General features: G+C 36.7%; 12 protein-coding genes. 5 read left to right on the forward strand and 7 right to left on the reverse strand.

The features are described from left to right. Window positions 1-162 precede the first annotated feature (162 nt). The 5 genes from KGF86_RS15165 to KGF86_RS15185 form a co-directional block, all read right to left on the reverse strand. Entirely contained in the window at window positions 163-1,719 is a 1,557-nt protein-coding gene (locus tag KGF86_RS15165; protein ID WP_186869714.1) for a bifunctional metallophosphatase/5'-nucleotidase, read from the reverse strand. A gap of 217 nt (window positions 1,720-1,936) precedes the next feature. Next, window positions 1,937-2,737, reverse strand: a complete 801-nt coding sequence (gene phnE, locus KGF86_RS15170) for a phosphonate ABC transporter, permease protein PhnE (protein WP_186869673.1) — start codon at window positions 2,735-2,737, stop codon at window positions 1,937-1,939. Continuing rightward, window positions 2,737-3,549 carry a phosphonate ABC transporter, permease protein PhnE gene (gene phnE / locus KGF86_RS15175; RefSeq protein ID WP_186869674.1) on the reverse strand — a complete coding sequence of 271 codons (813 nt, stop codon included), beginning with the start codon at window positions 3,547-3,549 and terminating at the stop codon, window positions 2,737-2,739. The genes phnE (KGF86_RS15170) and phnE (KGF86_RS15175) overlap by 1 nt, the downstream gene beginning before the upstream one ends. Then, window positions 3,549-4,322, reverse strand: a complete 774-nt coding sequence (gene phnC / locus KGF86_RS15180) for a phosphonate ABC transporter ATP-binding protein (protein ID WP_186869675.1) — start codon at window positions 4,320-4,322, stop codon at window positions 3,549-3,551. The genes phnE (KGF86_RS15175) and phnC overlap by 1 nt, the downstream gene beginning before the upstream one ends. Before the next feature lie 127 nt (window positions 4,323-4,449). Then, entirely contained in the window at window positions 4,450-5,406 is a 957-nt protein-coding gene (locus KGF86_RS15185; protein ID WP_186869676.1) for a phosphate/phosphite/phosphonate ABC transporter substrate-binding protein, read from the reverse strand. 242 nt (window positions 5,407-5,648) lie between these two features. On the opposite strand from KGF86_RS15185, the gene KGF86_RS15190 reads away from it, so the two are divergent. The 4 genes from KGF86_RS15190 (at window position 5,649) to KGF86_RS15205 (ending at window position 9,180) form a co-directional block, all read left to right on the forward strand. Then, entirely contained in the window at window positions 5,649-6,344 is a 696-nt protein-coding gene (locus KGF86_RS15190) for an ABC transporter ATP-binding protein (RefSeq protein ID WP_211742362.1), read from the forward strand. Further along, window positions 6,344-7,741, forward strand: a complete 1,398-nt coding sequence (locus tag KGF86_RS15195) for a hypothetical protein (RefSeq protein WP_186869678.1) — start codon at window positions 6,344-6,346, stop codon at window positions 7,739-7,741. The genes KGF86_RS15190 and KGF86_RS15195 overlap by 1 nt, the downstream gene beginning before the upstream one ends. Before the next feature lie 225 nt (window positions 7,742-7,966). Continuing rightward, a complete protein-coding gene (locus KGF86_RS15200) occupies window positions 7,967-8,344 on the forward strand; it encodes a YppG family protein (protein WP_186869679.1) in 378 nt (125 codons plus the stop codon). A 122-nt stretch (window positions 8,345-8,466) separates the two neighbouring features. Next, on the forward strand, window positions 8,467-9,180 hold the full coding sequence (locus KGF86_RS15205; protein ID WP_186869680.1) for an alpha/beta hydrolase: 714 nt from the start codon (window positions 8,467-8,469) through the stop codon (window positions 9,178-9,180). Between the two features lie 119 nt (window positions 9,181-9,299). Here KGF86_RS15205 and KGF86_RS15210 read toward each other — a convergent pair whose 3' ends face one another. After that, the gene (locus tag KGF86_RS15210) at window positions 9,300-10,154 is read right to left on the reverse strand and encodes a DegV family protein (RefSeq protein ID WP_211742363.1); all 855 of its coding nucleotides are present in this window, start codon (window positions 10,152-10,154) and stop codon (window positions 9,300-9,302) included. 78 nt (window positions 10,155-10,232) lie between these two features. Beyond that, window positions 10,233-11,141, reverse strand: a complete 909-nt coding sequence (locus tag KGF86_RS15215) for a DMT family transporter (RefSeq protein ID WP_211742364.1) — start codon at window positions 11,139-11,141, stop codon at window positions 10,233-10,235. A 442-nt stretch (window positions 11,142-11,583) separates the two neighbouring features. Between KGF86_RS15215 and cshA the strand changes: the two genes are divergently transcribed. Further along, window positions 11,584-13,053, forward strand: a complete 1,470-nt coding sequence (cshA, locus tag KGF86_RS15220; RefSeq protein WP_186869683.1) for a degradosome RNA helicase CshA — start codon at window positions 11,584-11,586, stop codon at window positions 13,051-13,053. Window positions 13,054-13,079: the final 26 nt, after the last annotated feature.

Raw genomic sequence — 13,079 nt, forward strand, 5'->3', positions numbered from 1 at the left:
ACTATAAAATTGAGACAGTCAACATGATAAGAAATAGATGCATCATGACACAGTGCACCATTCTAGCTCCAGAAATATACGTAGATCTAACTAGTCGGAAGGGTATGATTTCTGGAGCAGAGTAGTGCTAGTAGTTATTTTTTATATAACCTATTTTTCTTTTTAGGATATAACCGTAAAATTAGAATGGACTTCTGCTTTTACGGTTTTATGTTTTTCAAAATAGGCATGGATTAATTCTGCAGTATCTCGCTGAATTTCTTTGATAATCGGTTTATTCTTGAACATATCAAAGTTTCCACCACCGCTGGCACGATAGTTATTTAACACAACGTGATACTTTCCATCCATCTTTAAGGAGTTACCGTGATATGTTACATCTTCAATTCTGGAACCAACTGGCTTCGATACATTAATCGTATAGTTAATTCCTTCCCACATATCATAATTATAATGCTGTGGCTTTGGCTCAATATAGGAAGGGTTTACGACTATGCTACCAGCATTATCTAAAACAAAGTATTCCGCAGTTTTTTCTAGCGCTTGTATAATATCATTTCCGGTAAGCTCAAGTACCACCAGTGTATTAGGATACATATAATTGGAGACAATATCTCGCATCGTAACAACAGACTTGAATCCTTTAGACTCATTATTGAGAAGTGCGGTAACCGAGATATCGACACCACTAACATCCATTTGTACATTTTGAATAAATTGAATAAACGGATGTTTCGTTGTACGGGCCTTTAACGGATCTGTTATGGTCATATCTCCATCAATATAGCCGATAGGATAATCTAGCCAACTCTGAGTAGAAGATTCTATTTCTTTCAAGTAGTGCATTATTTCTTTATCAGCTTCGATTTCATTGACAGGCTTTATTTCGGCTTTTTTCTTCGTAATATTCCATTGGTCGTTCACATGCTCTAGCTCCACTTCTATTTCGCCATACATTTTTCCATTATTTCCTGGCTGTGCAATTAGCACACCATTTATCTCACCGGTTAGGATGCGATGCTGATGTCCTGTTAATAAAACATCAATTCCTTCAATTTCTTGGCACATGGCATACCCTTGATTCTCTCCAGTTAATGGCTCTGTCGGTTCACCGGTTTCAATATCTCTTTCAAAGCCACCGTGGTAGGACGCGATTAGTATATCTGGCTGTTCTTCTTCTCGAATCCGTGTTACCCAATGCTTTAAGGTTGTAAGAGCATCTTGGAATTGAATCCCTTCAATATGTGCTGGGGATTCCCAGTTTGGTATGTAATGTGTGGTTACCCCAACTATTGCTGCACGTATACCACTAGGTAAGGCTTTAACGATATAAGGCTTTCCAAAGTAAGGTTCTCCATCTTGATTAACTAGGTTAGCCGAGAGCCAAGGGAAGTTAGAGCTGTTTATCGCATCGGTTAATATCTTTTTCCCGAAATTGAATTCATGGTTTCCAATTACACTAGCATCAATACCAATGCGATTCATAATCCCAACCATTGGATTTTCTTTATCGTGATGTTCTTTTACATAATGGGTCATAAGTGGTGTACCTTGGATTAAATCCCCATTATCTAGAACAATGACATTATCATGTTCTTGAACAATTTGTTTAACGATTGAGGTGTACTTTGCTAACCCTAAATTGTAAGCCTCGTTCGTACCATATAATAGGGGCATGGCATGACCATGAATATCACTTGTGTACATTATTTTGAGCATGGTTTTATTTGACACATTCTACATCCTTTCTTATAAAAACTAGTACTTGCTTGGCATTTAGGAATACCTTAGTATTTCTACCGAGAAAATAACCATCTAGTCTATCAACGAATAAAAGAAACGAAATTAAAGAGGATTTCTTCAATTTCGTTTCCTGATTAAATGAAAAGTAAGCACCGAACATTGGGTTAGTTCCCACGCGGTTTTTCTTCATTCCTTATACTATTTTACGTCTAATTCTAGCAGAAGCAAAATCAATAATGGTTACAACGATAATGATTCCTAGAAGAATCATACCCATTTCATTCCAGTTACGGTTACTTGATGCGAATACGATCATCGTACCGATACCACCCGCACCAACAATACCTAGAATGGATGATGCACGAATATCTACCTCAAAGCGGTAAATCGCATAAGATAGGAATTCAGGGATGATTTGTGGAATGACACCATAGAATAGAATCTGTATTTTGTTAGCTCCATTAGCTTCCATAGCTTGGACAACATCCATATCGATTGACTCAATAATTTCGGAGAACATTTTACCGAGCATACCGGTTGAGCCGATCGCAATGGCAAGTACCCCAGCAAAGGCATTTGGTCCAACTGCTACTACGAAAAGAATCGCTAAGATTAAATCCGGAAATGCACGAATAGCAGATAAAATCCATTTACCGATTACAGAAACAATTTTACCACCCATCATATTTTGCGCTGCTAAGAATGATAGTGGAACAGCAATGATTGCTGCCATTAAAGAACCTGCAAAGGCGATAAATACGGTTTCCAGCATGGCAGCTCCTACATCAGCAGCTGCTGCCCAGTCGGGGCTGAATAGTCTTGGAATAACACGATGGAAATTATTAATTGCCCTTTCGATCGCTCTTCCCCAATCAATATTAATAGTAGTGAATGTCCACACATATAAGGCTGCTACCAGAATTAAGATTGTAATGGTTCGAACCCGTTTAAAGGTAGATTTAGCAGGCTTTGGAGGTAATTGATAATTTTCCATTATAACAATGCCTCCCTTAACTTATTACTAATGTACTCAATGATCAATACCGTTGCGAATATAACTAGGATAATCGTCATGGCATTTGGGTAGTTATAGAACTTAATTTGCTGGTTTAATACTAGCCCGATACCACCAGCTCCAACCATTCCTAGTACAACAGATGCACGAATATTAATTTCGAATACATATAGTACTAGAGAAGTGAACTGTGGTGCTATTTGAGGTACTAATGAGTACCAGATAACTTGAAATACATTTCCCCCAGAAGCTCGCATTGCTTCTAATGGGTTCATATCAACTGACTCAATTGTCTCACTAATCAACTTCGCTAAGATACCTAAAGAGAAAACGGCAAGGGCTAAAATACCAGGGAATACACCAACGCCGAATAATCCTACAAATATTACTGCTAATACTAAATCAGGAATAGTACGTAATAAATTCAGTAACGTTCTCATGAAATAATATAATGGTTTAAATGTTGTAATGTTTTGTGCTGATAGAACCGCTAATGGTATGGTAATAATTGCTGAAATCGTAGTGGCGATAATTGCCATCTTAATGGTTTCTAGCATCGAACTCCAAATCGCTGATAATACGGCGAAATTTGGTGGGAAGAACTTTTCAATAACAACGTACATATTTCCTAGAGCGCCACTGAAGCCCCCTACCATATCTTCTTGCGTCTTGATCATACTAAAAATATAGATTCCTAGAATTACAAAAAAGATAATGGTTACTTGCATTTTAGTTTTCGCAGGGTAAAGAGGTACTGACTTTTGTGTTAATGTGCTATTTTCCTTAGTCACTATTCCTCTGCACCTCCACGCAAGTCATCCTCACGAATAGAACGGCCATAAATTTCTTCGAATGTTTTTTCGGTTACTTCTGAGGCGGGTCCGTCAAATACTACTTCTCCAGCGCGCATACCAATGATACGATCCGCATATTCCATTGCCATATCTATAAAGTGTAGGTTTACAATGGTTGTAATATTATCTTCTTTATTGATCTTTCTTAAGTACGTCATAACCTGATGAGAAGTAGGTGGATCCAGTGATGCTACTGGCTCATCCGCTAAAATGTATTTAGGCTTTTGTGTTAATACACGTGCAATACTTACACGCTGTTGTTGCCCACCACTTAGTTCATCTGCTCTGCTATAAATTTTTTCTGCAATATTAACACGTTTTAAGCTTTCATAAGCTAATGCTTTATCTTCTTTAGAATAAAGACTAAAGATGGATCGTAAGGTACCAGTATGTCCTAAACGACCGGCTAGAACGTTCTTATAAACATTTGAACGCTTGACTAAGTTATAATTTTGGAAAATCATGCCGACTTTCGTGCGAAGTTTGCGAAGATTGTTACCTTTGAATTTTAAGATATCTTCATTATCTACTAGAAGGGATCCAGAAGTAGGGGTTACCAATCTATTAATACTACGAATAAATGTAGACTTTCCGGCACCTGACAATCCAACAATAACAACGAATTCGCCATCATTGATTTTTACATTAATGTTTTTTAAACCTTCCGTTCCATTAGGATAGACAAGGCCCACATTTTTAAATTCTATCATTATAATAAGTCCTCCATTAAAGGCTAAGTTTTTCATATATTGTAACATTTTTCTACAAAATGTAACATAACAAAGGGGAAGTCAACTAACCTTCCCCTTTGTTATGTTATTAAACTAGTTACTTCTATTAGAAACCAACAGAATCTTTGAATTTAGCGTAAGTATCTTTAACTACTTGATACTCTTCATCTTTCGCTTCATCGATAGCATCCCAGTTGTAAACATCGTTCATGATTTGAATCATATCTTCATCATCGTTAAAGGATAAGAAAGTATCTTTAATTTTTTGAACAAACTCTTTGTCTAGTTCTTTCGTTACAGAGATTGTGTCGTTAGGAATATCTTCTGTGTATGTTAAAACTTTTAATTTCTCCATGATATCTGGATATTCTTCTTCAAGTTCAGTACGTACATCGTCGAAAGTAGTAGCAACATCAGCATCACCTTCATAAACAAGGATTGCTGCGTTATCATGTCCACCAGCTTGTCTTGTACCATTAAAGAAATCAGTTTCCAACTCAGCAGTAGTCGCAATGTCAAACTCTTCCATTAATTGGTTTGCAGGGAATAAATAACCAGAAGTTGAACCTTGGTCAGCATATGCCCAAACTTTTCCTCTTAAATCTTCAAGGCTTTCAATACCAGAATCAGCACGTACTACGTATTGTGCTTTGTAAGTACCTGATCCATAACGGATAGATTTTAAGATTACTTCAACGTCATATTGCTCATTTGCAAGAACATATCCGAATGCAGGGATAAAACCAACATGTACTTGGTTAGCACCCATTGCTTCAACTAGTGCATTGTAGTCTGTCATAACTTGACTTTTAACTTCAATATCAAGCTCTTCACCTAAGCGGTTAGCTAAAGGTTCTACAGTATCTGCAATATTATCTGAATCCTGAGACGGTACGAAACCAATTACTAATGTATCAGGAACCATTCCTTCACTTGCTTCTTCTTTTTTTGAATCTCCTGATGTATTTTCGTCTGATGATTTTTTTTCATCACCAGAGCCTCCACATGCTGCAAGTACAAGTGCTAGTCCGAGAATAAGCACTAGACCATAAAGTTTCTTCATTGTGACCCTCCTAAAAAATATAAAGATTATTTTTTTCTTACTATTTTATTAAATAACAAAATACTAGAAAAAGCTAGGCTTTTTTTGTGTAATTTACACTATTTTTACACGTTTTTTACAAAAAACGACAAAAAACGATGTATAATATTCGGATTTTACCGTAATTAGTGTGGCATATTGTTGAAATTGAAACCTTTTTATTAAAATATCGTAATAGTAAAGGAAAGAGAGGATGATAGAAAATGAACGTGTTAGATGTCCATGAATTACATGTTGACGTGCTTTCTACTAGATTATTAAATAATGTTTCGTTTTCGATAGAGAAGGGGTCTGTTGTTGCATTGGTTGGGCATAATGGAGCAGGTAAATCTACCTTAATGAAGACGATAATGGGGATTCAGGAAAAATCAAATGGAGAAATAACGCTTGAGAAAACCTATAGTCAAGATAAACATTTTCTCGAATTTAAACGGAGAATAGCGTTTATTCCAGAAGAGCCATTATTAATGTCGGAGCTAACCGCTATGCAACATTTTCAATTGTACGGTAAGAGCTATGGTATTCAAGAAGGCGAGCTAATGAAACGAATAGAGCGATATATAGAAGGGTTTGAATTAACAGGGAAGTTGGATGAATACCCAGAGTCATTATCGAAAGGGATGCGACAAAAGGTACAAACGATTTGTGCCATGCTTCCCGATGTTCCCCTTCTATTAATTGATGAGCCTTTTATGGGACTTGATATATATGCGATAGATTACTTTGAAGAATTGTTAAAGGAAAAGATAGCGAATGGAACGGCTATACTTCTAACCACGCATCAATTGGAACGGGTTAAAGGACTTGCTAACCAATTTATCATGCTTCAGGAAGGAGAGTTATTACATAAAGGATTAATTGAAGAGTTTGAAACGATTAAGAGGAGAAGTGATGTGTAATGAATAATGCTTCTTCTTGGCAAGCATATTGGTTAATTAGACGAGGCAGGGCCCGCAAGAAGATGAAAGTATATAAGAAAATGATGGCGCTGTCCTTTGACTTAACAACAAGCCTCTATTCTTTAATTGTTGGTGGATACGTGTTTGCTAGCATTTTTATCTTTAATGATTTTTTAGCAGCTTATCAAGATCAGTTTCTATTCATTGAGGAACAGCTAACCGAAAGATTTTGGCTCATATTTTCTATTCTTCCTTTACGCTATGTGTTTCAGTCCTTTCGTAATCCTGGCATTTTGATTACTAGTTCTGAGTATCAATTAGCTATGCTTCCATATGAAATGAAGCGAATTGTTCTCTTTACAGCACTTGAGAAGTGGGTAAAGCTACTATTGAAATACGCTATCGTTAGTGCTGCTATCATTTTAATTACCCCGATTAAACCAGAAATTATCGTTGTATATTTAGCTGTGTTTTGGTTGATTGAGTTGCTCATGACGATTCCACAATGGAAGCTTTTTCAAGTGAGGTTTATACCTAGGTTCATCCTTTTCGTTGTACTTATATTGGTTAACTTTTTAGGAACGGTAACCCAAGTAAATATGATTATTAGTTTTATTGTGTTCACTATCGTTGTGCTCAGTAATTTTCTACTATTTAAACGAATGTTCACCAATATCAATTGGGGAAGAGTGACAGAGGTAAATGATTTCTTAGTCTGGAATATGCCTGCCGTTTCAAAAGCTACGAAAGTGAAATTTAAACGGCAAAGAAAGCACAATTTATTTTTGAATAGAGCATCTAGAAAGAAGCCATTTGTTTATACAGACTCTGCTATCTATAGAAGGCTATGGTTACAGCATTTTAGAGGGAATATAGAATATATCGTACAAGTTATTGGTGGCTTAGTATTGGCCATTACAGTTTTATCCTTCTTTAATGAGTTTCTAGGCATGATTTTAATCGCTTTAAGTATCCATATCTATACTGCCTTTTGTGCAAGTTTGTTTGTCGATCGGTTTCACTCAGGTATTGTGCAAGTATTGCCTTGGAATATCGAAAGCTACCGTAGGACGATGAGGCGTTGGGCAATAATTGGTTTTATTCCAGTTCTGATTCCTATTACAATCATTGCGGTTATCCTGTATTCTTGGTGGTCGATTACCTTCTTACTGTTGGTAATTAGCTTATATATGATTCATTACATGAGCAAGATGGACAATGCATTTGAAAGTCTTAACAAAAGGTTAGTGCAATTTTCCATCAAAGGTGTGATCGCTTTTGGTAGCTTAGGAATTATTATCGCCTGCCATACTAATCCGCATTATTCCGCTGTATCAATAGTGATTTTACTATATGGTTTTATACAGCTAAAATTTCGTAAGAGCAAGACATCATGAAAAGCTTACCACTTTAGAAATATGAATAGATTCTTGCGGGGGGAGTAGTCACCGTGAGAGGAATGTGATGACTCTAGTCTGCTTGTAAAGCATTACTAGCAGACTAGAGATATAAGAGTTGTTCCAATAATGATAATTTCCTCCAACACAATAAGCTAATAACACACAAAACATTAGCTATCTGCATAAATTATAGAAAAAGGCTAAGGAAAGGGTGTGTTATTTATGCGACAATTTGGTTACCCTCCATACCAACAACCGGTAAATCCGCCTAATTACTACCATCATCAGCCAACCCAACAACCTTTCCAATCGACTCCATATCAACAGCACTATGTAAACCTATATGAACAGTATCAATCACCATTTGAACAATTTGCCAAACCAAAGCAACCACAGGACTGGTATGCTAATTTGGACCAATCCCAAGGAGCTAATCAACAAGCCCAGCAACAAAATGCAACAACGACGCCATTCCAAAATCAAGGTGGGCAAGTGAATTTAGATAAGGTGTTAACTACTGTGAGCCAAATTGCAAACACATATCATCAAGTATCGCCAATTCTCAAACAATTTGGCGACTTTATGAAAACTTTCCGTTAATGAAATGCGATTATTTACAAGGCGGGAATAGAGAGCTAACTGAATTAATTTCGCTTAATTAGGGCAAAAGAAAAGTACACGTAAGCTCTTTAATACGTTTTTCATAAAGGAGAATAAATCACATGATAGCTTGTTTAATTATTCATGGCTTTACTGGTGGGCCCCATGAACTGGAGCCATTAACAGATTATTTACAAGAACATACAGATTGGCATATCTCAGTTCCGACTTTACCTGGACATGGGAAAAAGTTAGCTCTTGAAAATGTAAATTATAAGAGTTGGATTGATTCTGCAGAAGCTTCCTTAAATCATTTAAAGGAAAAATATGATGAGATTTATCTTATTGGCTTTTCAATGGGGGGAATGATAGCCGCGTATTTAGCAGCTAAATATAAAGTTGAAAAGCTAGTATTGTTAGCTACTGCAGGAAAGTACTTATCGTTGAAGCGTATTAGTGTTGACATCGGGGATGTCATTAAAGATGGCATTACTGGAAAACTTGGGCAAAATAAGCTATATCGTCATTACAAAAGGAAGTTAGGCAGTGTCCCGTTAAAGGCTAATATTGAGTTTTTAAAGCTGGTTAAGTTGACGAGAAAATATCTTAAAAATGTGGAGTCACCAGTTTTGATTGCACAGGGACAGATGGATAGCTTAGTACCGTATAAGACTGCATATTATTTAGATAAGGAAATTCCTGCGAAATGGAAGGAAGTTGTGTTTTTTGAGCGGTCTAGACATTTAATCTGTTTAGGCAATGATAAGGATGCTCTGAATCGGATAGTATTTGAGTTTTTGGAACGGCCGGTTGAACGTAGTGAAGTTTTAATATAGCTAAGCGTAAAGGATTATGATTAGATCTTCTGACAAGGATAATGGCGATCCCAAATTAAAAGAAGAGATTGAGACTTTTCATTTTGTCTCAATCTCTTTATTGAATCGTAGTTGTTAATTTAATCCCTAAAGAAAGAAATAACTAAAGCTCCTTCTCCGCCATAGGTAGAGATTAATGGACCCATTTCTGTTAAATATGTTTCCTTAAATTGATATTTCGTTTTTATATCATGTAATACGGACTTGGCACGTTCAGCTGCGTTGTAATGGGTCATGACTAATATTTTATCTTCAAATGTCTTCGCATATTCCCCAATTTGATCGACAAAACGACGGATGGACTTTTTGTCACCTCGTACCTTTTCGGCGACCTCAATCGTTCCTTCATCACTAGCCTTCATCAACAGCTTAATATTAAGTGTTTTTGCTAACGTTCCTTTCACCTTATCAATTCGGCCTCCTAGGACCAAGTTTTCTAATGTTTTTAATACGAATAGGGTTGCCGTCTGCTTAACTTTACTGTTCAGGTGAAGAACTAGCTCCTCCAGTGAATAATTCTCTTGTATCTTCTGATATGCCTCGAAAAGGAGCAATGCTTGCCCCGCAGAGGCTGTACGAGCGTTTATGACTTCGATTTTTCTATCAGGTTCTTCTTCTAATAGTAATTGCTTCCCGGCTACAGCGTTTTCATAAGTACTACTTAAACCACTCGATAAACTAATCATTAAAATCGGCTTAGCAGGATCAATCTCTTTATATCCTTCATAAAAATCATTAGGACTAGGTGCTGCTGAACGGGGAAGTTCTTTTGTTTCTTCAATTTTTTTAAAGAAGCTAGGGAGATCAAGTTCTACACCGCTTTTATATTGCGTATCCTTAAAGTTTAAATATAATGAAATCACTTTAATATCGGCAAGTTCCATAAGCTCCTTCGGAATATCTGCACCGCCATCAGTCATTAATTGAATTGACATTGAATCACCTTATTTCTTTGGTTTTAACGTATATTGCTATTATTATATCGTTTATTTACTTGTAAACCTAGTGATATCTTATTGAACTTTTTTATGAATGGTAACACTTGATTTTCTATTAGTACTCAGGATGAATAAGAATAATCCGAAGATGACAATCGTTCCACCGAGCCATTGTGACCAGGTAATTTTTTCCCCTAAAATAAAATAGGCTAAGACAGATGCTCCAATTGGTTCAAACACAATTGCCATGCTAATGGTAGAAGTACTTAACCATTTTAATGCCCAATTAAATAGTGTATGTCCAAAGAAGGTTGGAAAAATGGCTAATGCTAAGAAAATTAGCCAATAATTAGTTGAATATCCGGTGAATGGATTTTGCAACAGAACATTATAGATAATTAATGTAATGGAGCTAACACTATAGACAACAAACGTATAGGTCATTAAGGATAATCTTCTTCTGGCATTTTGCCCTAATAGGAAATAGGCCGTAATCGCAATTGCGCCAATGAAGGCCAAAATATCCCCGAATAACGCCATTCCACTAATCTGGAAGTCTCCCCAGCTTATAATGACACTACCGAGAAGGGCGATAATCATACTAATAATTGCCCCTGATGTGAAACGTTCTTTAAAGAACAGATATGTTCCTAGAAAAGCGAATATCGGTTGAAGTGTTACAAGTACTACGGAGCTTGCAACCGATGTATAATTTAAAGATTCAAACCAGAGAATAAAATGAAATGCTAAGAAGATCCCAGCAAGGGTAGATAATAGCCAATCTTTTCTCGTAATTAACTTAAATTCATGGCGATACTTCAGGAACATAATCGGAGCCATTAGTATGACGGCGATTAATAAACGGTAATTGGCAATGATTGCTGCTGGAGCATTGCCGGCTAGTTTAACCAGTACTGCTGATGTGGAAACAGATAACACACCAATTACAACAGCTATGTATGGATTGAATGGAGGAACTCTCATTCTCTTGCCTCCTAAAGAATTAATTCTGTGATATTTTACTTCAACTTAATTTCTTATTTTATCATGCCCCAATGGAAAAATCATTTGCAACTAGCTCTTACCATTATTCGTATGTTATCATAGACTAACGGTTAATTTGCCACGGTGCTTATTGCCTGATTATAAATCAGGCGTCAAGAGACTCCTTAAGAACTAGGAGAGTACGTTATAAGATGAAAATCATAGGGCTTTTCCTTTCAGGCTTAAGCCTTTTCCACTTTCTGTGAATTGAAGCATATTCAAATTGCATTATCTTGAGGACGAGTTCGTATCTTTGGAAACAGGTAAGATTTCGGATAAATGGATAAGATAAGATAAATGGGTGATGTAATTCTCGGTACAAGCATCACGGCAAGTCAAACGCTAAAAAATATAATATTTGTACAAAGGAGAATTAGTAAGCGTGACAACATTTAATGAATTAGGAATTTCAAATCCGGTTATGAAGTCATTAGAAAAAATGGGGTTTGAAGAAGCAACACCAATACAAGCACAAACTATTCCTCTTGCAATAGAGGGTCATGATGTCATTGGGCAAGCACAAACAGGTACAGGTAAAACTGCTGCTTTTGGAATCCCAATGCTTGAAAAAATCGATACAGCAGAAAGAAAGGTGCAAGGACTAGTTGTAGCTCCTACTAGAGAGTTAGCTATCCAAGTTGCTGAAGAATTAAACCGTCTAGGTAGATTTAAAGGAGTTCGTGTTCTTCCAGTGTATGGCGGTGCACCTATGGACAGACAAATCCGTTCGTTAAAAGACGGTCCTCAAATTGTCGTAGCAACCCCTGGAAGATTATTGGATCACTTCAGAAGAAGAACAATTCGTGCTAATACGGTACACACGGTTGTTTTAGATGAAGCGGATGAAATGTTAAACATGGGATTCATTGATGACATTCGTGAAATTCTAAAACAAGTACCTAGTGAGCGACAAACGCTATTATTTTCAGCGACTATGCCAAAAGAAATTCGCGATATCGCAACGAACTTAATGAATACGCCAAAAGAGGTTAAGGTTAAAGCAAAGGAAATGACAGTAGAAAATATCGTCCAACACTTTGTGGAAATACCAGAAAAATACAAGTTTGATACGTTAACCAATCTTTTGGATATGCAAAATCCTGAATTGGCAATTGTATTTAGTAGAACGAAAAAACGTGTTGATGAAATCACAGAAGGCTTGCAGGCTAGAGGATTTAGATCAGAAGGAATACATGGTGATTTAACACAAGGAAAGCGTATGTCTGTGTTAAATAAATTTAAAAATGGACGAGTAGATGTGTTAGTAGCTACTGATGTGGCGGCACGTGGACTTGATATTTCAGGTGTTACCCATGTATATAACTTTGATATCCCTCAGGACCCGGAGAGCTATGTACACCGAATCGGTCGTACTGGACGTGCAGGACGTACTGGAGAAGCAATTTCATTTATTACACCAAGGGAAATGGCTCACCTTCGATTAATTGAGAAGGTTACGAAAAGTAAAATGAAACGAATGGTTCCTCCAACTAATAAGGAAGCACGTATTGGTCAACAACAATTAACAGTTGAAAAAATCTTAAAAACCATCGAAAAGAACGAACTTGATGCATATCATCAAACAGCAAATGAATTACTAGAAGAACATGATTCTGTAACCATCGTTGCTGCTGCATTGAAAATGCTAACGAAGGAAAGAAGAGATGTTCCAGTACAAATTTCTGGAGTTGCACCTATCAGTGTTAAAAAAGCTCAGCAAGAAAAAGGTCGTTCTAACAACAAACGTTATTACGGGAAACGCAATCAAGGCGGTGGAAAAAACCAAGGTGGTAGAAGCCAGGGTGGACGAAACCGCAAAGGGAATTTTCAAAAAAGAAGAAACCGTGACTAATCAACTAGAAAAAAGCTCCTTGTAAA

The sequence above is a fragment of the Ornithinibacillus massiliensis genome, assembly GCF_018310345.1.
GTDB lineage: Bacteria > Bacillota > Bacilli > Bacillales > Amphibacillaceae > Ornithinibacillus > Ornithinibacillus massiliensis.

What these genes read in the sequence shown, in the direction of transcription:
- phnE (WP_186869673.1), bottom strand. Translation starts at nt 2,737, where the DNA reads ATGGAAAATTATCAATTACCTCCAAAGCCTGCTAAATCTACCTTTAAA.
- KGF86_RS15195 (WP_186869678.1), top strand. Translation starts at nt 6,344, where the DNA reads ATGAATAATGCTTCTTCTTGGCAAGCATATTGGTTAATTAGACGAGGC.
- KGF86_RS15210 (WP_211742363.1), bottom strand. Translation starts at nt 10,154, where the DNA reads ATGTCAATTCAATTAATGACTGATGGCGGTGCAGATATTCCGAAGGAG.
- phnC (WP_186869675.1), bottom strand. Translation starts at nt 4,322, where the DNA reads ATGATAGAATTTAAAAATGTGGGCCTTGTCTATCCTAATGGAACGGAA.
- KGF86_RS15215 (WP_211742364.1), bottom strand. Translation starts at nt 11,141, where the DNA reads ATGAGAGTTCCTCCATTCAATCCATACATAGCTGTTGTAATTGGTGTG.
- KGF86_RS15165 (WP_186869714.1), bottom strand. Translation starts at nt 1,719, where the DNA reads ATGCTCAAAATAATGTACACAAGTGATATTCATGGTCATGCCATGCCC.
- KGF86_RS15190 (WP_211742362.1), top strand. Translation starts at nt 5,649, where the DNA reads ATGAACGTGTTAGATGTCCATGAATTACATGTTGACGTGCTTTCTACT.
- KGF86_RS15200 (WP_186869679.1), top strand. Translation starts at nt 7,967, where the DNA reads ATGCGACAATTTGGTTACCCTCCATACCAACAACCGGTAAATCCGCCT.
- KGF86_RS15205 (WP_186869680.1), top strand. Translation starts at nt 8,467, where the DNA reads ATGATAGCTTGTTTAATTATTCATGGCTTTACTGGTGGGCCCCATGAA.
- KGF86_RS15185 (WP_186869676.1), bottom strand. Translation starts at nt 5,406, where the DNA reads ATGAAGAAACTTTATGGTCTAGTGCTTATTCTCGGACTAGCACTTGTA.